Source organism: Rhodanobacter glycinis (assembly GCF_006438785.1).
In the GTDB taxonomy this organism is placed as follows: domain Bacteria; phylum Pseudomonadota; class Gammaproteobacteria; order Xanthomonadales; family Rhodanobacteraceae; genus Rhodanobacter; species Rhodanobacter glycinis_A.
This window is the reverse complement of sequence record NZ_RCZB01000001.1, coordinates 683,796-707,487: the sequence shown is the minus strand read 5'-3', so window position 1 is coordinate 707,487 and position 23,692 is coordinate 683,796. Positions and strand designations below refer to the sequence as shown.

The window sequence follows — 23,692 nt, the reverse complement described above, 5'->3', positions numbered from 1 at the left end:
GTCCTGTTCCCCCTCAGTCCGCACAGAGTTCGGTGGCCTGCAGCGCCACCACCGGATAGTCGGCATGTGCATCGGCGAGAAACACACGGTCCATGCGATCGAACCGGAAATCGCGCATCAATCGCTCGAGCCGGGGCACCGTGCGCGTCAGGTTCAGGTAGTGCCGTACCCGGTTCTTGAGCGTCACGCCGGGCACTCGTGGCTGCTGCGGATCTATTTCCCATGGATGGAAATAGAACACGCCCGAGGACTGTTCTTGCCGGTTGACGCGACGCAGACCGCGCTTGAACAGCGCATAGGGCAGTAGGCGGAAATAACCACCACCACCGCAAGGCCAGTTGCGTCCCCATTGGCGCACAGTGGTCACCGGGATTTCGAGCAAGCCGGAGCGCTCGGTGAAAAACGCAAAGCGCGGCGCCCCCGGCATGCCATACAGATCATGGTGGATCGGCACGATGCTGGAACTGTAGCGGTAACCAGCTTCGCGCAGTTCCTCATGGGCCCAGAGTGTTCCGGGGCCGATGGAATAACTGGGCGCCCGGTAGCCGACCACCGCAGTGCCGGTAATATCCTCCAACAGGCGTTTGGTGCGGGTAATGCCATCGCGGAATTCGCCGCGGCTCAGATTGGTCAGGCGCTCGTGGCCAAAACCGTGGCTTGCGATTTCATGGCCGGCCGCGCTGATATCGCGCACCAGTGCGGGGAAGCGTTCTGCCACCCAGCCAAGCACGAAGAAAGTGGCGTGCACACCGTGACGAGCGAAAAGCTCCAGTACGCGCCGGGTGTTGTCCTCCACGCGGATCGGCCAGCGCGGCCAGTCCTCGCGCCGGATACACTTTTCGAAGGCGGCAACCTGGAAATAGTCCTCGACGTCGACTGTCATGGCGTTGATGACAGGCTCAGGCAGCAGCGGCAGCTTGTTCATTTGCGCTTCCGCCTGGAACGCCCACGCCGCATATTGGCAACCATCGCGTCGTCAGTGGCGGGCGTTGGCGCCGGCTTAGTCTTCAGCATCCCCCTGAGTTGGATATTTTCGTGCATTAGCTGCAACAAAATGTTGTTGCGTTGTGTGAGGTCCAGCTCGGTAAACTCGGTTTCCCGCTCGGAGGGCGTAGTGGCAAACCCCGGATCCCGGCGCTGAGGGATCGCGGGTGCCTCCAGTGTCTGCGGCACCTCGGCCATCTCCTCATGAATTTCGTCGAGCACGACAGTGAGCGCCGCCTGGTTCAGGCTATGCAGATCCTCCAGGTAACCGTGCAAAAGCAGCCGGTCCATGATCAGGTTGACCTTGCGCGGGATGCCGCGGCCGGCCAGGTAAACCCCTGCAAAGATTCCCGGCGCCAGCTCCGGGTCGTTGTTCCAGCCGACTGCATGCAAGCGGTGCAGGATGTATTCGCGGCTTTCCTCGGCCCCCATCGGCTCGAGCTTGTGGGAGGCAATGATGCGTTGACGCAACTGTTCCATGCGATTGGTGATGATGGTGCGCTGCAGTTCGGCCTGGCCGATGAGAAAGACTTGCAACAGCGCGTGACCGTTGACCTCGAAATTCGACAGTATGCGCAGCATCTCCAGCGCCGCCGAGGTAAGCGTTTGCGCCTCGTCCACAACCAGAAGCGCATGCGAATGCCGATCACGCAACGCCATCAGATGCCGCTTTACATCCTGCAGCAAGGACTCCTTGCCGCGCCCTTCGTAAGACAGCGCAAACGCTGAAGCCACGGCCGGCAATATGTCCTCACCGTCGAGATTGGCGGAGGCGATACTCGCCATGGCGATGTTGCGGTGCGCTAGTTCTTCGAACAGTTTCTGGATGAGCAGCGTCTTACCCGTGCCAACCGCTCCGGTAATCATCACGAAGCCTTCGCCCTGCTCGAGCCCGTAGAGCAGGTAAGACATGGCACGCTTGTGACCCATGCTGGGAAACAGCATTACTGGATCCGGGGTCAACTGGAAAGGCTTGCCGCGCAGTTTGTAAAACGCCTGATACATATCGATCTCAAAACAAATGGGTCCATTGCAGGAAGAGCACATTCACCCGGTAACCGTGCGCGCCGGGAGTGCCGGGAGCGCCGGACTGCACGTTTCGCGAGTCGCTTCGCAGCCGCAAACTGCCGAAGTTATTCGGGTTGACCTGATGTACGAGAGCCAGTTGTGTATAACGATTGTAGATTATCTGACCGTCCTGAAATTGATATCGCTGCCAACCGAATGTCGAAGTAAGCGTGGTGGATGCGCCGATATCGAACAGCCAGTCAATATTCGCATTCGCCACCCTTTCCTCGCGGTTATCCAAGAGGAAATAGGTGCGGCGCTCGTCGTATAGGACCAAGCGCAGGCTGCCCCTCGGCATGGTGTAGCTTGCCGAAGCTGTAGCGCGCTTCATCAGATAAGTCTGATGGTTTCTGAGCGAGGGAATGTAGGAAATGCCGGCGGGTGAGGTAACAATCGCACTGGGGTCCTGTCCCAATAATTGCTGGTTGAGATCAGTCGGTTGTTCCATGTAACTCATCGCCGTTGTCAGCAAGGCCGCAGTGCGCATCCAGGAAAACTGGTAGCTGCGCCCGTAGAACCGGTGTCCAACCAGCAATTTCAAATTATCCCGGGTATTCGACCAATCGAACCCGACGTCCCAGAAACTGGCGCCAAGTTTCCTGGACGTACCGTCCAGCAGGAACCGGTTTTCCTTTCCGACATCCGCCAGCAACTTGGTATTGTCGTTGATTTGCCACGAGGTCCCGAGCTTGGCTACCGCATACTCGATACCTCGGCCGAAGTCTGGCTCGATGCGCTGGTCGGAATACGCCAGGTTCCAGCCCCAGGTTTGATACGCAGGACTCACCACGCTGAACTGCAGCGCTTTGCTGGTGATGTCGGGAATCCCGTTCAACAGACCGGCATTCTGCCCCGAGATGCCGTGGTGGTTGTAGATTACTCGTCCCAAGGTGTAACGCAGCAGCATCGTGCCGACGTTGCCTAAGTCCTGAACCCAGTATGGACTGATCGTACCTCTGGCGACGTTGGCGCGGTTATTGTTCAGGAAAAACGTGCCGGACCCGGCCGGTAATTCATTGTTGATGACCTCGCGCCCATACAATGCGGTACCGTCGAGGAAAAAATGCTGCGGAAGAATGATGAATGTTCCGTGAGCTTTTAGATCGTGCGCCAACTGATTGGAGCGCGATTGCCCTGCGTATAGATAACCCGTCATCGTGTAATCAAGTACGCCGGAAAACCGGGGACCATTCCATGCCCCCTTGAAGAACGGCTGGATCTCGGTAATCCAACTCGTTTGTTTTGGTTTGCCCGAGGCCGCAAGCTTCAGGTTGTCGGTGTAGAGCTCACCGAGAGTGGCACCCAAGACCATCCCTGGAGAGTCGATACTCGGCTGCGGAATGACGCCGACTGGCTCATCCTTGGTGCCTGTGGCTTGTTCATCCGGAACCGAACTCAGCGCATTGCCTGCATCGACATTAACGTTCTGGGCGGTGACCCCGGTCAGCCAGCCACTCAGGACGATCGACGACAAGACAGCGGACGTCGACAGTGCGCGCATTTAGGCTTCCCCGTTAAAGATCCGGAGATAGTGACCCTGGCGGCGGTTGTAGTAATCCGCGCCCGCAGGCAGGCTGCTCATGTTGAGAACCAGACCAACATACTGGAAGTCATCCAAGCATTGCAGCGCTGCATTTACCACCTGCCGACGAGTTCGGTCTGCGGCCACAACCATGACAACCTGACCCATGTGGGAAGCCAGCACCTGGGACTCGGAAGTCGCCAGTAGCGGCGAAGAGTCAAACACCACCAGACGTCGCCGATCGCGCCCGCCAAATTCGTCGAGCACGTACTCCATGCGGCGGCTACGGAACAATTCGGCGGCGAGCGGATGACGTTGCCCTGCCGGTACCACCAGCAGATTCTGCACATCGGTATGTACGATGACTTCGGCGGGAGCGCGCTGTTCGTCAGCCAGCACATCCATCAGACCGGGCTGTCCGCTGAGGCCGAGAATGCGCGTGATGTCGGATTTCGCTATATCGCCGTCCACCAGCAGCACTTCGAAATCCGTCTCGCGCGCCAAGCTCAGGGCGAGATTCATTGCTACAAAGGTCTTGCCCTCGCCCGCCTCCGCGCTGGCCACCATGATGCGCTTCCCGCGGACAAGTGTTTCGGCACCTTTTCCAATCGCATTGTCCAGCAGTGGCCGCTTGATAAGACGCAGTTCGTCTGCAAGCCTGGCCCCCGCCGCGTCGTCAGCGGGGAGTATGCCCATGCGCTTGAGCGCTGCCGGCTCCACGTGCCACAGCGGCGCGGATTCAACCGGCTGGTCCACCACGCGCGTCCGTTCCTGCAAACGTTCGACCGTGGATGCCGTGTGTAGTGGCGCGACCTCCAGCGGTGGCGACACCGGTGAGCCCGCCGGCAAGTTCTTGAGTTTTTCGACGGCTTTCTCAACGATGCTCATGCGACACCTATCATGAAGAAATGCTGCACCAGATGGGTCATGTGTCCGTCAAAGGCAAACCCCAGCACCAGCATCATTGGCAGCAGACAGGCCCCGGCCCAGAACCCGATCATGCCGCGGCGCAGTTCCTGACGACGTGCCCGCGACACAATCAAACTGAAGGCGCCAAGCACCGGGTAATCGCCAGAAGCCTGCAAACCCCTGAGACTCACAAATACCGGCGTTATCTTGTGCATGAGATATGCATACCCACTGCCGATGGCCACGGCCAGACCGAACACCAGGAGTAACAGCAGGCTGCGATGTGGGCTCTCCGGTAACAACGGAACGATTGGTGGGTTGACCACGCGGAATTTCAGATTGTTGCCGCTTTGGGTTGCGTCCTGGGACAGCTGGGCCGTGTTCGAACGCTCCAACAATTGGTCATACTGCTTCTTGGTAACATCGTAGTTGCGTGTCAGTTGCTGCAACGTGACTTGCACGTCGGTGATCTTGTTCCCGTGGCTCTTGAGTTCGGCGATCTGCCGTTTCTGCAGGTCGATCTGCATCGCCAGCGTCTGGATGCTCACCTGCGTGGCGTACATGGATTTTTGCATTTCCTGATACACCGGATTGTCCGAGGCCACGTTCATCATCGAGCTGCTTGCGACATTTTTTTGCGGCGCCGCGCGCCGCGCCTGAAGTTGCGCGATCATGCGTCGTGTGGACATCACGTCCGGATACGCATCGGTGTAACTCAGGAGCAGCGTGTTGAGTTGCTGCTGGTAAGCGGCAATCTGCTTGTCCACTTCCTGGGTGCGCGGATCGATTCTTGGAGAGGTAGCAGAGCCAGCCGCCATCGCGCGCATTTGCTGCTGGATGGTCGCGCGGCCGGCGACGGCCGTATCGTACTGGGATTGCAATGTCTGCAACTGCGCCTCAGCGGCCTGCAGGCGCGTGAAATAGCTGCTGCCGCCCTGGCTAGGAATGTAGCCAATATTGGCTTCCTGGAAATTCGCGAGTTTCTTCTCCGCCTCGGTCAGACGTTTGCCGTAGTCCTGGACCTGTTGCTCCAGAAAATTTTGCGCCGTCGTGGCAGAGGCGGTATTCGCGCCCACGGTATCGTTCATCAGTATCTGCAGAAACGCCTGCACCACCGTCTGCGCCATTTGCCGGTCGGAGTCGGCGTAACTGAGGTTGTAGAGGTTCTTCGTGCCGGCGTCCTTGATTTGGACGGCAGTGCCCAGTTTCAGTAACAGCGCGTCCCTGTCCGCCGGGGTGGTCGCGCGCAAAGCCAAACCGGTTTTGTCCGCCACTGCCTCGAGATTGGGGCGCGAGAGCATGGTGTGGGTGACGACCAGCAGTCGCTCACGAACGTCAGGCTGCACCGCAACCCCGCGCAACAGCGGATTCGTCAACGCATCGGTGTCGGCATACACCTGCGCGTTGGCTTCATACTTGTTCGGGAGGCTGAAAACCAGCAGCGTCCCCAGAATCATCACGCACCACGCGACGATCAGCGCACGCCAGCGATAGCGCCAGGCGGCACGAGCCTCCAGCAGTACGTACTGGAACAACTCATGTAAATCAAATGACTGGGTCTGCATCTCTTTCTTTCCCAATGTCGTTAGCGGTTCCCATGTACTGGGACTCGTCGCGTCAAAACAGTGATTGGGGAATGATCAGAACATCCCCGGGACGCATGACCTCGTTGTACTTGATCGCGCCATTCATAAGTTCACCCAGTCGCACCGGGATGGTTTGGTCGTTGCCTTCGGGCAGATGGCGGATGATCTTGGCGCTGTTGCCAGCGGCAAACTTGGTGAGGCCGCCGACGTCAATCATCACGTCGAGCACGGTCATGCCGCTGCGATAAGGCACAGCCCTGGGCGTCACCGCTTGACCGACCACGCGCACCTGTTGGCTGTAAGCGCCCACGAACCCCTTGACGATCACGGTTACCAACGGATCACGGATATAGCGGCTCAACTCCTTTTCCAGGTCGCCAGCCAGTTCCTCCGGAGTCTTGCCGGCCGCCACCATGGACTGCACCAGCGGGATCGAGACGCGCCCGTCCGGACGCACCGGCACGGTGGTGGTTAGCGTGGGGTTGTCGCGCACGAAGATTTCCAGCGAATCGCCCGGTCCGATGATGTAGTGCTCCACCGGTTGCGGATTAGCCACGGCCAGAGAGTTGACAGTTGGCGCAGTGCTGCAACCGCCAATCAGCAGCAAACCAACCACCATCACCAGCCAGAAAATGCAGTCTCGCGGTAGTCGTTTCACTCGTCCTTCTCCTTGATTTCAGCGGGCGCCACGTCCGAACAACACCACTTCCAAGGTCTGGACCAGGATGGCCAGATCGAATACGAAGTTATGGTTTTTCACGTAGAAGAGGTCGAACTTCAACTTTTCCTCGGCATCCTCCAGGGATGAGCCGTATGGATAGCGCAGTTGGGCCCAGCCGGTCAGTCCCGGCTTCAGGCAATGCCGCAATGAATAATAGCGAATGCATTTGTTGAAACTGTCCACGAACTGCGGCCGCTCCGGTCGCGGGCCGATGATGCTCATGTCGCCACGCAGCACGTTCCAGAGCTGCGGCAACTCGTCTAGTCGGGCCTTGCGGATGAAGCGCCCGACCCTGGTGACCCTGTTGTCATGCTCAGTAGCCCAACGTGCCACGCCATCGCGCTCGGCGTCGGCGCCCATGCTGCGAAACTTGATGACCCGGAAGAGCTTGCCGTTTTCACCGACTCGATCCTGGTAGTACAGGATCGGCGCGCCACCACCCGACTCCAGCCGAATTGCCAAGGCCGTCAGCAGCATGAACGGCCATGTCACCAGTAATACCAGCGAAGCAGTGAGTAAATCGAAAGCACGCTTGATCGCGAGCCTCACGGGGGAGATATTGAAGCCATCCGAAAATATCAGCGACGACGGGTTGGTTAGTTCCATCATGATTTTTCCGGCCTCGCGCTCGAAAAACTCGGCGAGTTCGGTCACTGCTACGCCGTGCCGCTTGCATTCCAAGAGCGCCTCCACCGGCAAGGTCCCGCGGCGGTCGTCCGGCCCCACCACGATTTCCTCCACGCCGAGCTCCGTCACCCATTCACACAAGGCCTCGTCGGGGTGCAGCAGCAGAGGCGCGGAAATGGACACCGATCCGGCACCGACGGGCGCGCAACCCAGTATCTTGAACCCACGTTGATCGGTCTTGCGGCGCATTATGCGGATCAACTCAGCGGCGCGTTCGCCGGCACCCAGGATCATCACGCGGCGCTTGAACAAGTCGGCGTCCACCAAACTCAGGAACAACACTCTCCACAATGCCACGACGAGATAGCCGAGCAGCAACGCAATGCCTAGAACCCCCCGACCCAGATACGAGGGAGGAAGCGCGTAGTACAGCACCGTAAGCACTACGCCGCCCAACACGAACGCGACGCCTTGTCGGCTAAGCCGCCCCAACCAACCCGCGCGCAGGTGAACTTGATATAAACCCAGCGAGGCCATTGAGAAAATCAGCACCAACGCCACCGGCAGCGCGCGCAACTGCATCGAATGGACGAACGCGGATTGGGTGCCGCCATGCCCCCAATAACGCAGCACCACCGCGGCATAAACACACCCTACCAGCAGCACAAACTCGACCAGTACCAGCAGCAACTGCCAGCGGACTCCGTATCGGAACGATCGGTACATGCGGCACCTCCCTTACTGACGAATCCCTCTGTCAGCCAACCCTCTTCGACACTACCTAGCACAGATCGGAACGCATCTATATCACATTGGTGTGATTAAGTTCACGTTTTTAACCCTTGTGTATTACGACGCCAAGCAACTTATGGGTTCTACACCGGCTCGGGCGTGCCTCGTGACCAAGAGATAGTCAGGCAAACTGGCCCGGGTGAAGAAGGAGCGCGTTTTTTGTGCGATGCGGCAGCGTTCTTCGCCAGGGAATCGAGCTGAAGTATCAGACGACCCAGCGCTGTCGCGATCTCTATCCTGTCCAGCTGATGTGTCGATGCCTGAAGGTGTCGACCAGCGGCTTCCATGTCTGGAGCAAGCGATCGGCCAGCACTCGCAAGACCGACAACCAACGCTTGTTGGTTCGGATTCGCGAGTACCACGAGGCCAGCGATGGCGTGATGGTGGGCCAGCTCCGCGCCCTGATCCCAAGTCAGCGATTTGCGGAGCTGTTAGGGCGGCGTCGCGATCTTCGCAGCGATGACACCGCGGACGGCTTCGGCGCCGTGTCAGGCCAATGCGGACCCGTTCTTGATTCTGGCATCGGAACTTTGACCCAGCATGGGTGGCAAATGCAGTGGCATCGCGAACCGCGTCGTGCGTTTGACCAACGTGCCGATCGCAGAGCTGTTCAGGCCCATGATCAGGTCGCCCTCCCAATGGCGCAAGGCGCGGTCGGCGACCTCGGCCGGGTGTTGGCTGATCATCACCTCGGGGGTAATGAACTGCTTGCCCGTTGCCGCGTCCTGGCACGTGGCACCCGCAACGCTCGGCCGGTACGCAGACAGCCGGACAGTTCGCGGCGCAGCGCACCACTACCTTGCACGATAGAGCGCTTGGTAGATGGCTTCGTGGGAGATACGCATGGATGCATCATGCGAGAAGTCGATTCCCAATCGGCGGCTAATCTGCAGCGGGCTCCAGCGGTGCCCCAGCGCCAGTCGGCGCGCAGGCCATGGCGCCGCCCCTTCCACGGCACGTCGGATCTCTGAATCGGTCTGCCCTCGGCATCCATGGCCACCCCGGCGAGGCGGTCTTGCACATACACTGGCAACCGCTCGTTCTCGGCAGGCTTGGCGAGCTTGGAACGCTTGGTCACTCGCTCAACTTTCCACTGTGCGACGGCAGCCCGGTACTGCAGCGAACCACTGCGGGTCGCAGCATTACGCCGCAGTTGGCGTGAGATGGTCGAGGGCGACCGGCCCAGCTGCCGGGCAATCTCGCGAACTCCGCATCGTTGGGCCTTCAATAGCGCAATTTCCTCGCGCTCGGCAAACGACAAGTAGCGTCCCGAATGCGGGACCAAGTTTATCGGTGGGATCCCGCCCGCCTCACGAAACCATCGTGGGCCCAACGGCTGCGACACGCCACACGCTGACGCGGCTGCCTCACTTTGCATCCTCCTCCGGAACGCCTGTTTCGCCTCCAGCTGGTTGACACCCGGCCGGCCAGGCGATGGCACCAGTGCTCGCTCTGACTGTTCCTCCGCCCAACCGCCTGATCGTCCCATTTGTCACCCCAATCTGGAGATGTTGCAACGACCACTGAAATCCACCGCCATCCATCTCTCGTATCCCTGACGTCATGAACAACCTGCTGGGTTTACACATTTCTACCACCCAGGCTCCTGGTGCCATCAGGCTGCCGCTACAATCCGTCGACCTCATCAGTTTCCTGCCCATGCTCACTTCGCTCTACGTCCGTCAATTTGCCGTCGTCGAAGCCGCCGAGGTCGCATTCGGCCCTGGCCTCACTGTGGTCAGCGGTGAAACCGGCGCCGGCAAATCGCTCCTGGTCGACGCACTGATGCTGCTGGCTGGCGCCCGCGCTGACAGTGGCATGGTGCGCGCTGGCAGTGACCGCGCCGAACTGGCCGCGGAGTTCGATCTGGCCGAGCTGCCCGAAGCACGCCAATGGTTGCTGCGCGAGGAGCTGGACGAGGACGGCAGCTGCCAGTTGCGCCGGGTGATCCGTACCGAAGGCAGCTCCAAGGCCTGGATCAACGGTCGACCCGCCAATGCGCGTCAACTGGGCGAACTCGCTTCGCTGTTGGTGGAGATCCACGGTCAGCACGAGCATCAGGCACTGCTGTCACGCTCGCACCAGCTGGCCCTGCTGGATGCCTATGCCGGCCACGATGAATTGTTGACGCAGGTGCGCGACAGCGCGTTGCGGTGGCGTGAGCTTGGTGCTCGCATACGCAAGCTCAGTGGTGGTGAGGATCGCGACCAGCGCATCGACATGCTGCGCCACGAACTCGATGAGCTGGAAAAATGGGCGCTACCCGAAGCCGAACTGAGCGAACTCGAGGCCAACCACAGGCGCCTCGCCAATGCCGGCCGGCTGGCTGAAGGCGCCGCCGGCGTGGTCGAACTGCTCGATGGCGACAGTGAATTTGCGCTGCGCCGCGCGCTTGGCCGCGCCCATACCGAACTCGGCAAAGTCGCCGCACTCGACGACAAACTGGGACCTTTGCTGGAATTGCTCGACAACGCCAGCATCGAACTGGGCGAGGCCGCTGATGGACTGGGTCGCTATGCACAGGACGTCGACCTCGACCCCGAACGCTACACGGAAGTCGACAATCACCTGGCGCATCTGCATGAGCTGTCGCGCCGACACCGGCTACCGATGAACGAACTTCACGACAAACTCTCCACCTTGCGCGCCGAGCTGACGGAACTTGAAGGCGCCGGCGATGCGCTGGAACAACTCGCCGTGCAGCGCCAGCAATTGCAGCACGACTACACCCACATGGCGGCCCGACTGAGCCAGGCACGCGCCATCGCGGCCACCAGGCTTGGCGAGGAGGTCAGCGTATTGATGGCCGAGCTGGGAATGGTCGGCGGCCTGCTGCGCATCGAACTGGAAGCAGTCGCTGGCGACGAGCCGGACCCGCAAGGCCAGGAACGCTGCGAGCTACTGGTCAGCGCCAACCCCGGCCAGCCACCGCGCCCCCTGCGCAAGGTCGCCTCCGGTGGCGAGCTGGCGCGCATCAGCCTGGCTATTGAAGTCGCCACGCTGGGTAAGGACACCGTCGGCAGCATGATCTTCGATGAGGTCGACACCGGCATCGGTGGCGCCGTAGCCGAAGTGGTCGGACAGAAACTGCGTGCGCTGGGCGGTCAACGCCAGGTGCTGTGCGTTACCCACCTGCCGCAGGTCGCAGCACAAGGCCACGCTCATCTGCGTGTCAGCAAGCACAGCGACGGCGATTCCACCCGCACCAGCATCGACAAACTCGACGCCAGCGGCCGGCGGGATGAACTGGCGCGCATGCTCGGCGGCGTCGAGATAACCCGTGAAACACGGGCGCATGCCAAGCAGATGCTGGAGCGGGCCCAGACCGCCTGACCGGATGCCCAGCTCGCCCGACCGTCAGCTATTGGATGACAGCAACCCGCGCTCGGTCGCCATCCGGTAAAGATCAAGTTCCGAACCTGCGCCCAGCTTGCCCATCAGGCTCGCCCGATGGATGTAGATGGTTTTCTGGCCAATACCCAATTCCGCCGCCACCTGCTTGGGTGCCCGGCCACCTGCCAGCAGCAGGAACACCTCGCGCTCGCGCGCCGTCAGTCGATTGATCGGATCCAGTGCAGCGTTCGGTCGATCGGCCCGACGCTGGCGCAGATCCGAGCTCAGAAAGCACTCGCCCTGCATCACCGCGCGAAGGCCTGCCACCAGTTCTTCGGGCGCTACCCCCTTGGTGACATAGCCGCTGGCGCCACGGCGCAAGGCCTCGGACACATACGGCTCACCGTCGTGCATGCTCAGCACCACAATGCGCGTCTGCGCGCAAACGCTGAGCAGGTGCTCGATCAAGGGAAGTCCGCTGCCATCGGGCAACGACAGATCTAGCGCAACCAGATCGGGGCGCCAGTGGCCGACGGCCTCCACCGCATCATCGGCGCTGCGGCATTCGGCCACGACGTCAAGATCCGGCTCCATCTCGATCAGCCGTTTGAACCCCTCACGAACGATGGCGTGGTCATCGACCAGAACAATGCTGTACATGCCCCTACTTTACACATTGAGCTTGGTTTTATGCACGTCCGTTATCGACGACCGTACCGCGCACCCTTGCGGAGCGCACATGTACCATCTCGTCCATGCGCTTGAAACCACTCCATCTGCCTGACTCCGGTCCGTTGCTGGGTGCCGGCTATCTATTGATGTGGCTGCTGCTATGGCCGACGGTGCAGCCCTTCTGGATGTTGCCGTACGGCCTGCGTTTTGGCGCCTTGTTATTGATACCGGTGCGCCACTGGGGCTGGTTGCTGGGAGCGGAACTGGCTGCCACCGCCGGTCTCGCCATGGCCCAGGGACTGCCATTGGGCTGGGCCGGCTTTGCCATGGACGAATTGCCCGAACCGCTGGTAATGGCGGCGGGCCTATGGCTGTTGCGGCGATTCAACCTGCACGCCAGCCTGCACAGCCCCCAGGAGGTGACCCGACTGTTGCTTTCCGTCGTACTGATGGTGACGGCCACCACAGCGGTGGATGCTGCCTTGTTCGCCTTGATCCGCGTACCGGATTCCCCTGAACTGATGCTTCGCGTTCTGGGCGAGGAATTGCTCAGCCACTATCTGGGCATTCTGTTGATTGTGCCGCTGATGATCATGCTGTTGCGTACCCGGCTCGAACAGAGAGCATTGGCGAGTCTGATCATGGATGGCCTGTTGGTAATGCTGCCGTCCATGACGATCCTGCTGGTGTTGTCCGAACAGGCCGCGCCGCAACCGCAATTTGCCCGCGTACTGTCGTTGGCTCCGGTGTTGTTTTTCGCCTTCCGCCACGGCTGGCGCGGCGCCAGCCTGGCGATGCTCATCACCAGTCTGGGCATGACCCTGGTCGATCAGCATCTTGGCCATGCGCCATCGACTGCCGCCGCTTACCTGTTTCTGGCCGTAGCGGGCACGGGTGCCCTGATGCTCGGCTCGGCAACGGACGCCTTGCGCCGGAGCAGCGACCGGGTCGCCGAACAGAACGTCTACCTGGGGGCAGTCAATCGCCGGCTGGATCAACTTGCCCACCAGTTGCGTGACGCTGCGCGCGGCAACCTGCAGGCAGACGAGAACCAGCGCCGCCACCTGGCAGCAGAACTCCACGATGAGCTGGGCCAGAACATCACCGCCATCCAGACCCACGTCAAACTGGCCCAGGCGCGCCTACATCAGGCTGGCATGGAAGATATCAGTACCTCGATCAATACCATCCTCGCGCACATGCGGCGTGCCCTGCACCGCCTGCTGGACGACCTGCGACCGGCAGTGCTGGACGAGTTTGGACTGCTGCGTGCACTCGACGAAGGCCCGATCAGGGACCTCCTGAACACTGCCGGCATGGCATATCACACCGAACTGCATGGCGACCCGCGCCTACTGGACGACGATACGCGCACAGCGATCTACCGACTGGTCCAGGAAAGCGCCACCAACGCCGTCAAGCACGCACAAGCCAGCGAGTTCAAACTGCGCCTGCGCATCGGCGAACGCCAGGGCATCGCATTGGCCGTGCTCGATCTGCGCGATGACGGCACCGGCCTGCCCAGCCGGCTGCCTCGGGGGGGCCGGGGGCTGCAAGGCATGCGCGATCGGGTCACATCCCTGGGTGGCCAGTTTCGCCTTCGCCCCGACCATGTCGGCGTTCACTTGCGAATTTTGCTGCGCAGCAACAACAACAATCCTGCGGACAGCGGGAGGTAGTTTCAACGGGATCTAGGAATTTTTCCGATACCGGAAACGTGAAGCCCTCGTTACGATCGGTTCATCGATGTGGGGGAGCCACCATCGCAAGATGGTGGATCAGAGTCACCGTGGGGACGGGGGCTCTGAAACAACGGCAGGATGCCGTTTCGCCACTACCTGATGACGAGTAGGCAATCGCGAGCCATTCACGAGCGCCGACCGAAACAGGTAGGGGAGCAGCCGCGAGTGGACAGGAGTCCTCCTCGCGGCTTTTTTTATGCGCGCAATTGGCGACCTGGCCTGGTCATCGGCCCACACATGTCCCTAGTTCAGCTTTTACGTGAATGGGGCTTCGGCCGCACATACAGCACCAGGCTGTGATCCTCGATCACATAGCCATGTCGCGCCGCTATCTCGTGCTGCAGGCGTTCAATCTCTTCGCTGACGAACTCAATCACTTTCCCGCTGTCCACATCAATCATGTGGTCGTGATGTTTGCCACGATCGAGTTCGTAGACGGCTTGGCCACCTTCGAAATTGTGCTTGACGATGATGCCGGCCGCCTCGAACTGGGTCAGTACGCGGTACACCGTCGCCAGGCCGATATCTTCCTGGTGGGCAAGCAGATTCTTGTAGACGTCTTCGGCCGTGAGATGCTGCACACCTTCCTCGTCGAAGATCTGCAGAATGCGCATGCGCGGATGGGTCACCTTGAGGCCAACCCTGCGCAACTCTTTGGTTTCCTGTTCCATTAGCCACCCTCCACACACGGCGTTTTCAGCCGGTAGTGTATCATCCGACACCTTTACGATCCGGACGCAACAAGCATGCAAAAGCTGATCACCCTGCTGGTTTTCGCCATGCTGGCGCTTTCCCTGGCCGGCTGCCACATCGTCTACAAACCCGACGTGCAGCAAGGCAATCTGCTCGACAAAAAAGTGGTGGATCAGCTCAAGCCCGGCATGACCAAGCATCAGGTGCTGGTTTTGATGGGCACGCCATCGGTCAGCACGCCGTTCGACCAGAGCCGCTGGGACTATGTCTCGACGTTTTCGCATCGTGGCAATCCACAGAAGGTGCGCACTTTCACGCTGACCTTCAACAACGACACGCTGGTACGTACCGAAGGCGACTTCTTCGCGCAGGATGCCCAGCAACTGGTCAAGGACAGCAAGAAATACAACGCTGGCTACCCAGTCAACGAGACTGAAGGCGACAAGAGCAAATCGCCGGACGAGAACAAGAACGACGGCGGTTTCGGCAAGGGCGACAACAGCAGCCACTGATCGAAGAGGTTGGTCCGGATCGGGTACCTCGCCGATCCGGTCTCATCGGGCGCGCTGGCGCCGCGCTTCCATCGGGTCGAGCACCAACGGCCGGTAGATCTCGATCCGGTCGCCCTCTTGCACCATGTGATCCGGCGCGACCTTGCTGGCGAATATACCCAGACGAAGAAGGTCGACCACACCGTCCGGAAGCATCCCGGCTATGCCTGAAGCATCAATCGCCTGCTTTACCGTGCTGCCCCAAGGCAACTCGACCCGCAGCAGAATCTGCCGATCAGCACCCGCATAAACCACATCGACCACGACTTTGCGTTCAGCCATAGACACGCTCGGCCTCGCGACAGAAGTCGTCCACCATGCGCCCGGCCAAACCCTGGAAACCAAGCTTCAACGCCCCGCCACCGAGCCGACCTGCATAGTCAAAATCCAGCGCAAACGCGACCTTGCAGCCAGTATCGCCCAGAGCGATGAAATCCCACACGCCTTCGAGGCGGCGAAACGGACCGTCGACCAGACTCATCTGCAGACGAGCAGGCGGGTCGACGGTATTGCGCGTAGTGAAACTCTGCCGAAACCCAGCGAACTTGAGATCCAGCCGCGCCACCAGCACATCGCCATGACGCTCAAGAACCTCCGCACCGGCACACCAGAGGAAACGCTTTGGGTATGCTTCAACCTCATTGACCAGGTCGAACATCTGCATCGGCGAATACTTCACCAGTGCGCTGCGTCGGATTTCGATCACGGCAACCTCTTCACATCACGCTTGGTTTGGCCCGGTATGCGGCGGAATCAGCATCAGGGCAGCAAGGCCCGAGTTTAACGGACATGGCCAAGGCGAAGGGCAAAGACAGCAAGGGCGGCGGCACGATTGCGCTCAACAAACGCTCGCGTTTCGAATACCACATCGATCAGCGTTTCGAAGCCGGCGTCGCCCTGCAGGGTTGGGAGTTGAAGGCACTGCGCGCCGGTCGGATCAACTTCGGCGACAGCTATGCCGCAGTCCTCAAGAATGAAATTTTCCTGATCGGCACCTCGATCCCACCGCTGATCAGTGCCTCGACTCATGTCATCGCCGAGGATCGGCGCACGCGCAAGCTGCTGCTTCACCGCAAGGAAATCGACCAACTGGTCGGCGCCGTCGAGCGCAAAGGCTACACCCTCGTACCCACCGCGATGTACTGGAAAGGCAACAAGGTCAAGGTCGAGATCGGCCTCGCCCGCGGCAAGCAGGAACACGACAAACGCGACACCGAAAAGCAACGCGACTGGCAGATCGAGAAGCAACGCACCATGCGCTCGCACAATCGCAGCGTCTGAATTTGTTGCAGATAGTCAAAAAAAAACCCCCCGATGATTCGGGGGGTTTTGTGTTGGTGGAGGTGGCGGGAGTCGAACCCGCGTCCGAAGGCGTTAAATGCCCGGATCTACATGCTTAGCTCACCGTTCGATCTCGTTCCGCGACAAGCACGGTGTGCAAAGCGCACCGCGGAACCAGCCTGATTGATTTGACCTAGAACCGCCAGGCGGCAGCGTTCGGCGATCTCATGATAATGACCCTACACCGACGAGCATGAGCACAAGTGGGTTCGGGGCTTACGCCTTAAGCGGCGAGAGCGTAGTTGTCGTCGTTGGCAACTAGAAGTTTGCTGCTGGATTAACGAGGAAAGCTGCCCCCTCGGCATGCACCAAGTCATCTCACTACCCCCGTCGAAGCCAGGACACCCCCGGGGAAAACGATTTGACCCATCCAGTATATGGGGCTGGCCGCCGCCACATCAATCACCCAGGCCATCGAATTTTCAATGGGCCGATCTTGCGCAGACGACGGGGAGGCTTGCTCGCCGCGACGACTGGTTTGGTCCAGGCACAAGCAGCGACCTTGCCCACGCCGACGAGTCAGATCGGATGACTTGCCACCCGATCGCCAACGCCGGAGTGTTGTTCACGTGCGGATCCAACGTCTATACTTGCCGACTTATATCACCCTGTACCCGCCGTACTCGTGGGAATGATCTCGATGACTCGATTGCAATTGATTGGCCTGGCCGCGGCCACGGCGCTCTTCGCCACCATCAGCGCGCACGCTGAAGGGGACAAGGTCGCTGGCCGCAAGTTGATCTACACCTGCGCCGGTTGCCATGGCGTTCCGGGCTACACGAACGCCTACCCGCAGTACCCGGTGCCGAAGATCGCCGGGCAGAACGCGCAGTACATCGTCAACGCGCTGCACGGGTACCAGAGTGGTGATCGCAAGCATCCGACCATGGGTGCGCAGGCGGAGAGTTTGTCCGATACGGACATCCAGAACATCGCCGCCTATCTTTCCAGCCTCGCCAAGTAGTTGCCAAGGAATCTCCGCATGAAACGTGCGCTTACCCTGCTTTCATTCGGCGCCATGCTGGCGTTCGTTTCCACCCAGTTGTTGGCCAGTGGCAGCATCGAGAACGGCAAGCAGAAAGCAGCCACCTGCTTCGCCTGTCACGGCGCCGACGGCAATTCGGTCGACCCGCAGTACCCGCGCTTGGCCGGTCAATACAACATGTACCTGCAGCAGGTGCTGCATGAGTACAAGGACGGTCAGCGCGAAAATCCGATCATGAAAGGCATGGTGGCCACCCTGTCGGATCAGGACATTGAGGATGTCGCCGCGTACTTCTCCAGCCTGCCGAGCAAGCTCGATACCCTGAAGGGGCATGTCGAGGGCGACAAATAAGCCAGCGCAGCTGCTTGCGAACAAAGGCCCGCCATGGCGGGCCTTTGTTCGTCTGAAAGCTGGAAAGTACGCTCAAGCGATCGCCGACTTGCCCTCGGCCTTGGCGTAATAAGGCTTTTCGCCGACAGCATGATCCGTAGCATCGCGCACGGCGGTGATCTCCGGTACCCGCTCGCGCAAGGTTTTTTCCACACCCTGCTTGAGGGTGACGTCGACCATGCCGCAGCCATGGCAGCCCCCACCAAACTGAAGCAGTACCGCGCCGTCAGCGGTGATTTCGAGCAGAGTAACCCTCCCCCCGTGCGAGGCCAGCTTCGGATTGATCTCCGCCTCCAGCACATAGCGCACGCGCTCGATCACTCCCGCTTGCACGCCTGGCACCTCGCCCTTGATCTTCGGTGCACGAATATTGAGCTGGCCGCCGGTGGCATTGGGCTCGAAGTCGATGCTGGCGTTGTCCAGCCAACTGGCGCTGTCGCCATCGATATGGAAGTTGAAGCCGGCGCATTCGATGGTCCACTCGCCACCCGCAAGATCGATCGGTTCGCAGAATTCGAGCTCGCAGTTGGCCGCAGGCGTGCCCGGCGCAGTCACCCGCAAACGGATACCCAGGCCATCAATGCCCTGCTGTGAAAGAAGCCGCAGAAAATGCTGCTGTGCGCGTTCGGAAATATCGATCATGCCTGCTCCAATGTCACCAGACGGATGCTGACAAGCCTCATCAGCGAAACAGAACCATTTTAGTCCTGTTTCGGTATCCATGCGCGCTTTGACTTTTGCACGCACAACTTCGACGCTTCGCATCCTGACTTTTGCCTCAACGGAGACGCGCATGAACACCACCGATCTGGCCACCCAGCATTGCCGGCCACGCAAGGGCAAGGAGAACGCAGTAGATTCCGCGCAGGTCTCCAACTTGTTGCAGCAGCTACCAGGCTGGCAACTTCATGCTGATGGCTCGGCGATCGTCAAGGACTTCAAGTTCGCCGATTTCCACCACACGCTGGGTTTCATTAATGCGGTGGGCTTCATGGCCAACCACGAAGATCATCATCCCGACCTTGAAGCCGGTTACGGCCACTGCCAGGTCCTGTGGTCGACACACGATGTCGGCGGGCTGTCGCTGAACGATTTCATCTGTGCAGCACGGGTCGAGGCCCTGCTGGCGCGCTGATCAGAAATCGGTGCGCGACTTTTCCTTCATCCATAGCAGTCGCTTGCCTTTCACCGACAGCACGTCAAGGAAGTCCTTCAAGTCGTCCGGCAACGGCGCGGAAAAGCTGTAGGAGCGCCCGTCCAGGTCGAAGCTCATGTGTGAGGCGTGCAGGAACATCCGGTTCAGACCCATGTCGCGGAAGCGCTTGTTCATCTCACGATCGCCGTACTTGGGATCACCGGCCAGCGGATGGCCGATATGAGCGGCATGCACGCGGATCTGGTGGGTGCGGCCGGTGCCCAGCGTGGCCTGCATCAGGCGGGCGCTCGGGTATTGTTCCATTTCACGGAAAAACGTCAGCGACGGCTTGCCGTTGTCGGCCACCCGCACCATCCGCTCGCCACCTTGCAACACGGACTTCAGCAATGGTGCGTTGACGTCGAACTTCGCCTTGGACGGATGACCGAGCATCAGACACAGGTATTGTTTGGTTACCTCGCCGGCCCGGATCGCCGCCTGCAGTCCGGTCAGCCCGGCGCGGGTTCTGGCAAACACCAGCACGCCGCTGGTATCCCGATCCAGCCGATGCACCAGCTCGAGATGTTCCTGCGGTCGCGCCGCCCGCAGCAGTTCGATCGCGCCATGGCTGATCCCGCTGCCGCCGTGGCTGGCCACGCCAGATGGCTTGTCGATGACCAGAAAGTGTTTGTCCTCGAAAATGATCGCGTCTGCTACCTCTGCAACCTGACCACTCGCCGGCCCCTGCCGTTCGGGGCGTTCGGCCACCCGTACGGGCGGAATCCGCAACGTATCACCGTCGGCGAGACGGGTATCCGGCTTGGCTCGTTTCCCGTTGACGCGCACCTGACCGGTACGCAAAAGTCGGTAGATCATGCTCTTGGGCACACCCTTGAGCAGGGTCACCAGCGCATTGTCGATGCGTTGGCCATCCCGTTCGGGACCGATCTCGACTTGACGTACACCGTGAGGTGCGTCGGGGGAAGTTGCCGTCTGCATTGAAAAAAACCTGCTGAAATAGGATACTCGACAGGCGCTACATTCTGCCCATCGATGTCTGGATCGGGTCGAGTGCCCGCCCGTAACGTCGGCGAGGATTGCGCCGGCTGCCTTGGCGGCCGGTCGCGGCTCCCTTTCATCGTAACGGTTTGGGCTGCTGTTTGTCCGATACCATGAGGTATCGGGGCGGCAGGCGCAGCTGACCGAATCATCCCGACGCCGGAAACGGTGCCGTTTTTTTTGCCGCTTAACCGCAGCGGCGCGATCCCCGGCAGGCCGCCATTGTGGCGCCACCGCGGCACGCGACGCGCGGCCAAGCCGAGGATAACCACCATGAAACGTATGTTGATCAACGCGACTCAGCGTGAAGAGTTGCGCGTGGCCATTGTCGATGGCCAGACCCTGTATGACCTGGACATTGAAATCCCCTCGCGGGAACAGAAAAAGTCCAATATATACAAAGGTCGTATCACTCGTGTTGAGGCTTCACTTGAAGCCTGCTTCGTCGAGTATGGCGCCGAGCGCCATGGCTTCCTGCCACTGAAAGAGATCTCCCGTGAGTACTTCACGGCTGGCCTCGACCACCATAAATCCAGTATCCGCGAACTGATCAAGGAAGGTCAGGAAGTGGTCGTCCAAGTGGAAAAAGAAGAGCGCGGCAACAAAGGCGCTGCCCTGACCACGTTCATCAGCCTGGCCGGCCGCTACATGGTGCTGATGCCGAACAACCCAAAGGCCGGTGGTGTCTCGCGCCGGATCGAGGGTGAGGACCGGCAGGCGCTGAAAGAAGCGCTCGAGCACGTCACAGTACCGGACGATGTCGGCCTTATCGTGCGCACCGCCGGCCTCGGCCGCGACGCCGAAGAGCTGCAATGGGATCTCGATTACCTGTTGCAGCTGTGGAAGTCGATTTCCGAAGCAGCCAACAAACAGCGGGCACCGTTTCTGATCTATCAGGAATCGAAGCTGTTCATCCGCGCCCTGCGCGACTATCTGCGCAGCGACATCGGCGAAATCCTGATTGATGAGGAGTCGCTGTTCAACGATGCGCGCGACTTCATGCAGCAGGTGATGCCGAACGCGCTGCGCAAGCTCAAGCTGTACAAGGACGACACCCCGCTGTTCACGCGCTACCAGATCGAGACGCAGATCGAAAGCGCGTTCGACCGCCAGGTACGCCTGCCCTCAGGCGGCTCGATCGTGATCGATCAGACCGAGGCGCTGACCGCGATCGACATCAACTCCTCCAAGGCCACCAAGGGCAGCGACATCGAGGAGACCGCGTTCAACACCAATTGCGAAGCCGCGGTAGAAATTGCCCGCCAGGCGCGCATCCGCGATGCCGGCGGCCTGATCGTGATCGATTTCATCGACATGGATAGCCCGAAGCACCAGCGCGAGGTGGAGGATCGCCTGAAGGAAGCGCTGAAGCAGGATCGCGCGCGCGTGCAGATCGGCCGTATTTCGCGCTTCGGCCTACTCGAGATGTCGCGCCAGCGCCTGCGTCCCAGCCTCGGCGAAGCGACCCAGATCGTCTGTCCTCGCTGCGAGGGCCATGGCCACATCCGTGGCGTGGAATCGCTGTCGCTGTCGACTCTGCGCCTGATCGAAGAACACGCCATGAAGGACAACACCGGCCAGGTGCTGGTGCAGGCGCCATCGAGCGTGGTCAATTTCCTGCTCAACGAAAAGCGCGCAAGCGTGGTCGAGATCGAACTGCGCCACAAGGTGCACGTAATGATCGTCGCCGACGAGAAGCTGGAAACCCCGCATATCGAGATCCAGCGCATCCGCGAAGCGGACATGGGTGAGCACAGCAAGCCCAGCTATGAGCGTTTGACCACCGTGGAAACCGCCGAGCTGCCGAAGATGGGCCAGGCGCTTGGCAGCAGCGAACAGCCCGCGGTGAGCGGCATCGTGCCATCCAGTCCCGCCCCACTTCGCGAAGAAACAGTTGCATCCGCCGCCATGGCGACACAGCCAGTTGCGCGACGTCAGCCAGTTGCTGTCGCCGTGCCCACCCGCACGGCACCTTCGGGTGGCGTCATCTCGCGGCTCCTCGGCTGGTTCCGTAGTGCCGCCGAAGCGGCTCCGACACCAGCGCCGAGGCGCAGCGACGACAACGAACGTGACAACGGCAATCGCAATCGCCGCGACGAGCGCAACGCGCGCGCCGGCACATCGAACGCTTCTTCGCCGCGCCAGCCGCGGCGTGAGCCAGCGCAGCCGAATTCGCCGAAAGCCGGTGCGCAGCAGCAAGCCAGAAACAATCGCCAGCGCAACAACGAGGCGCAGCCGCGCCAGCCACAGCAGGCCCAGGCTCAGGTTGCCAAGGCAGAGCGTCAACCCAAACCCGCGGCAGCTGAAAACAATCAGGCCCGAGCCGAGCGCAAACCCAATCCGCCGCAACTGAAGACCGAGCGTCAGCCGCGGGCCACCACAAGCGAGCGTCCGGCCGCCGCACCGCTGGATGATGCAGCCAAGGAAGCCGATCTGCTCGCAACGCCCACCGAATCGATCGCACCGGAATCCGCGGACAATGCTCTCGACGCGGATGGCAGTCAGTCACGGCGGCGGCGTGGTCGTCGCGGCGGCCGTCGTCGGCGTCGCCATGATGAAGTCGCCCCGGACGGTGCTAGCCTCGAAACGGCGCAGGCACAGGCGCTCGATGACGAAGATCGCGATGAAACTGCTGGCGCCCCCATGCCGGTAAAGTCTGCAGCCCACCGCGAATCGGCCAGCGAGTCTTTCGCTACCGTCGCTATCACAGCCCCCGCCGTCGCCACTCAGGCACTAGGCGATACCGCGGACAGCGCTAAACCGACAGCAGCAACTGAGGTTCTCCCAACAGTCGCCTCGCAGCCAGTCGAGAAGGCTTCCCCGATCAACGTGACCCACGCCCTGACGGACAGCAAACCAAAGCCAGCCATTACGGCGCCGGTCAGTGCAGCGCTCAATGCTGCCGCGCCAATCACCACTGCGTTCAATCTGCCGACGCTACCGCCGATTCCGGATCAGGCAAACCCCGCGACAAGCACCGACGAAGAAACGGATCAGAACAAGGTGGTCATCGCGTCGCCTGCAACCACTCAAGCTTCGATAAGCAGCAATCCGCATGCGCAACCCACCAGCGTGAACGGTATTGTCAAAGCGGAGGCTGCCGCTCCCGCCCCCGGGAACGCGAATCCGATTGCCGCAGCGCCTGTCACAACGCCATCCGACCAGCCCTCCCGGGATGCTGTGCAATTCCAGGCCATACCGACCGTGCGGCCCAGCTCCGCTGTTGTGATCCCGGCAGCTCCTGGCAGCCAGCAGAGCGGTGAATCTGCCGGCGCCGCGACGCCAATCATGGAGGTCGCCGCGTCTGAAGATGAAAAGCCTGCCGCACCCATGCCAGTCGTTTCGTTGCCGTTACCCAAGCAGGGCGACCTGCTGGCGCAGCCTGTTCGCCAGGAAAAGCCGGCGGCGATGGCACCTCATGAAGAAGACAAGCCGGCTCCCGCTTTCCCCACAGGTAAACGTGACGAACAGACCGACTCTCACAACTGAGTCACCGGACGCCGTTTCAAGCAAAAAGAAAACCGGACGCTAGTCCGGTTTTCTTTTTGCAGTCCCGTCACCAGGGCCTAGCTACACACTTCA

21 protein-coding genes, 1 other RNA gene and 2 pseudogenes are annotated in these 23,692 nt (G+C 60.7%); 9 read left to right on the top strand and 15 right to left on the bottom strand.

What is annotated here, in order from left to right; translation table 11 throughout:
• Window positions 1–13: 13 nt before the first annotated feature.
• From EAH75_RS03600 to EAH75_RS03570, 7 genes are all read right to left on the bottom strand, one after another.
• Window positions 14–925 carry an XrtA system polysaccharide deacetylase gene (locus tag EAH75_RS03600; RefSeq protein ID WP_140654258.1) on the bottom strand — a complete coding sequence of 304 codons (912 nt, stop codon included), beginning with the start codon at window positions 923–925 and terminating at the stop codon, window positions 14–16.
• Entirely contained in the window at window positions 922–1,929 is a 1,008-nt protein-coding gene (locus EAH75_RS03595) for an AAA family ATPase (protein WP_240046304.1), read from the bottom strand. Before EAH75_RS03595 ends, EAH75_RS03600 begins: the two co-directional genes overlap by 4 nt.
• Window positions 1,930–1,996: 67 nt before the next feature.
• The gene (locus EAH75_RS03590) at window positions 1,997–3,553 is read right to left on the bottom strand and encodes a TIGR03016 family PEP-CTERM system-associated outer membrane protein (RefSeq protein ID WP_140804262.1); all 1,557 of its coding nucleotides are present in this window, start codon (window positions 3,551–3,553) and stop codon (window positions 1,997–1,999) included.
• Window positions 3,554–4,462, bottom strand: a complete 909-nt coding sequence (locus EAH75_RS03585; RefSeq protein ID WP_140654252.1) for an AAA family ATPase — start codon at window positions 4,460–4,462, stop codon at window positions 3,554–3,556.
• The gene (locus EAH75_RS03580; protein WP_140804260.1) at window positions 4,459–6,048 is read right to left on the bottom strand and encodes an XrtA system polysaccharide chain length determinant; all 1,590 of its coding nucleotides are present in this window, start codon (window positions 6,046–6,048) and stop codon (window positions 4,459–4,461) included. The genes EAH75_RS03585 and EAH75_RS03580 overlap by 4 nt, the downstream gene beginning before the upstream one ends.
• 52 nt (window positions 6,049–6,100) lie before the next feature.
• Window positions 6,101–6,727 (bottom strand): XrtA/PEP-CTERM system exopolysaccharide export protein, encoded by a 627-nt coding sequence (locus EAH75_RS03575; protein ID WP_241668872.1) that lies wholly within the window; start codon window positions 6,725–6,727, stop codon window positions 6,101–6,103.
• Between the two features lie 18 nt (window positions 6,728–6,745).
• On the bottom strand, window positions 6,746–8,143 hold the full coding sequence (locus EAH75_RS03570) for a TIGR03013 family XrtA/PEP-CTERM system glycosyltransferase (protein WP_140654248.1): 1,398 nt from the start codon (window positions 8,141–8,143) through the stop codon (window positions 6,746–6,748).
• Between the two features lie 150 nt (window positions 8,144–8,293).
• Here EAH75_RS03570 and EAH75_RS19875 point away from each other — a divergent pair.
• Window positions 8,294–8,587 (top strand): annotated as a pseudogene (locus EAH75_RS19875) (IS3 family transposase); the annotation flags it as partial.
• Here EAH75_RS19875 and EAH75_RS19870 read toward each other — a convergent pair.
• Window positions 8,566–9,698, bottom strand: a pseudogene (locus EAH75_RS19870) (IS30 family transposase); the annotation flags it as partial. The pseudogenes EAH75_RS19875 and EAH75_RS19870 sit on opposite strands and share 22 nt — an antisense overlap.
• Before the next feature lie 170 nt (window positions 9,699–9,868).
• Between EAH75_RS19870 and recN the strand changes: the two are divergent.
• Window positions 9,869–11,542: a DNA repair protein RecN gene (gene recN, locus EAH75_RS03555; protein WP_140804254.1), complete on the top strand. Its 1,674-nt coding sequence runs from the start codon at window positions 9,869–9,871 to the stop codon at window positions 11,540–11,542.
• A 24-nt stretch (window positions 11,543–11,566) separates the two neighbouring features.
• Here the strand turns inward: recN and EAH75_RS03550 are convergent, their stop codons facing one another.
• Window positions 11,567–12,202 (bottom strand): response regulator transcription factor, encoded by a 636-nt coding sequence (locus EAH75_RS03550; protein WP_140654243.1) that lies wholly within the window; start codon window positions 12,200–12,202, stop codon window positions 11,567–11,569.
• Window positions 12,203–12,297: 95 nt separating this feature from the next.
• On the opposite strand from EAH75_RS03550, the gene EAH75_RS03545 reads away from it, so the two are divergent.
• The gene (locus tag EAH75_RS03545; protein WP_140804252.1) at window positions 12,298–13,893 is read left to right on the top strand and encodes an MASE1 domain-containing sensor histidine kinase; all 1,596 of its coding nucleotides are present in this window, start codon (window positions 12,298–12,300) and stop codon (window positions 13,891–13,893) included.
• 311 nt (window positions 13,894–14,204) lie between these two features.
• Here EAH75_RS03545 and fur read toward each other — a convergent pair whose 3' ends face one another.
• Window positions 14,205–14,627, bottom strand: a complete 423-nt coding sequence (fur, locus tag EAH75_RS03540) for a ferric iron uptake transcriptional regulator (RefSeq protein WP_140654238.1) — start codon at window positions 14,625–14,627, stop codon at window positions 14,205–14,207.
• Window positions 14,628–14,702: 75 nt separating this feature from the next.
• Between fur and EAH75_RS03535 the strand changes: the two genes are divergently transcribed.
• On the top strand, window positions 14,703–15,161 hold the full coding sequence (locus tag EAH75_RS03535; RefSeq protein ID WP_140804250.1) for an outer membrane protein assembly factor BamE: 459 nt from the start codon (window positions 14,703–14,705) through the stop codon (window positions 15,159–15,161).
• Window positions 15,162–15,203: 42 nt separating this feature from the next.
• On the opposite strand, the gene EAH75_RS03530 is transcribed toward EAH75_RS03535, so the two are convergent.
• Both EAH75_RS03530 and EAH75_RS03525 read right to left on the bottom strand, forming a co-directional pair.
• The gene (locus EAH75_RS03530; protein WP_140654233.1) at window positions 15,204–15,482 is read right to left on the bottom strand and encodes an RnfH family protein; all 279 of its coding nucleotides are present in this window, start codon (window positions 15,480–15,482) and stop codon (window positions 15,204–15,206) included.
• On the bottom strand, window positions 15,475–15,906 hold the full coding sequence (locus EAH75_RS03525; protein WP_140804248.1) for a type II toxin-antitoxin system RatA family toxin: 432 nt from the start codon (window positions 15,904–15,906) through the stop codon (window positions 15,475–15,477). Before EAH75_RS03525 ends, EAH75_RS03530 begins: the two co-directional genes overlap by 8 nt.
• A gap of 83 nt (window positions 15,907–15,989) precedes the next feature.
• Between EAH75_RS03525 and smpB the strand changes: the two genes are divergently transcribed.
• The gene (smpB, locus tag EAH75_RS03520) at window positions 15,990–16,481 is read left to right on the top strand and encodes an SsrA-binding protein SmpB (protein WP_140654228.1); all 492 of its coding nucleotides are present in this window, start codon (window positions 15,990–15,992) and stop codon (window positions 16,479–16,481) included.
• 54 nt (window positions 16,482–16,535) lie between these two features.
• Here the strand turns inward: smpB and ssrA are convergent.
• Window positions 16,536–16,890, bottom strand: a transfer-messenger RNA (tmRNA) gene (ssrA, locus tag EAH75_RS03515).
• Window positions 16,891–17,181: 291 nt separating this feature from the next.
• On the opposite strand from ssrA, the gene EAH75_RS03510 reads away from it, so the two are divergent.
• Both EAH75_RS03510 and EAH75_RS03505 read left to right on the top strand, forming a co-directional pair.
• Complete coding sequence (locus EAH75_RS03510) at window positions 17,182–17,505, top strand: c-type cytochrome (RefSeq protein WP_140654225.1); 324 nt, start codon at window positions 17,182–17,184, stop codon at window positions 17,503–17,505.
• An 18-nt stretch (window positions 17,506–17,523) separates the two neighbouring features.
• On the top strand, window positions 17,524–17,877 hold the full coding sequence (locus EAH75_RS03505) for a c-type cytochrome (RefSeq protein WP_140654222.1): 354 nt from the start codon (window positions 17,524–17,526) through the stop codon (window positions 17,875–17,877).
• A 72-nt stretch (window positions 17,878–17,949) separates the two neighbouring features.
• Here EAH75_RS03505 and EAH75_RS03500 read toward each other — a convergent pair whose 3' ends face one another.
• Window positions 17,950–18,558, bottom strand: coding sequence for an NfuA family Fe-S biogenesis protein (locus EAH75_RS03500; protein ID WP_140654319.1), 609 nt, complete (start codon window positions 18,556–18,558; stop codon window positions 17,950–17,952).
• Between the two features lie 151 nt (window positions 18,559–18,709).
• On the opposite strand from EAH75_RS03500, the gene EAH75_RS03495 reads away from it, so the two are divergent.
• Window positions 18,710–19,051, top strand: a complete 342-nt coding sequence (locus EAH75_RS03495) for a 4a-hydroxytetrahydrobiopterin dehydratase (RefSeq protein WP_140654219.1) — start codon at window positions 18,710–18,712, stop codon at window positions 19,049–19,051.
• Here EAH75_RS03495 and EAH75_RS03490 read toward each other — a convergent pair whose 3' ends face one another.
• Complete coding sequence (locus tag EAH75_RS03490; protein WP_170212244.1) at window positions 19,052–20,050, bottom strand: RluA family pseudouridine synthase; 999 nt, start codon at window positions 20,048–20,050, stop codon at window positions 19,052–19,054. It lies immediately after the preceding gene.
• 333 nt (window positions 20,051–20,383) lie between these two features.
• On the opposite strand from EAH75_RS03490, the gene EAH75_RS03485 reads away from it, so the two are divergent.
• Window positions 20,384–23,599, top strand: coding sequence for a ribonuclease E/G (locus EAH75_RS03485; RefSeq protein WP_140804246.1), 3,216 nt, complete (start codon window positions 20,384–20,386; stop codon window positions 23,597–23,599).
• The last annotated feature ends 93 nt before the right edge of the window (window positions 23,600–23,692 follow it).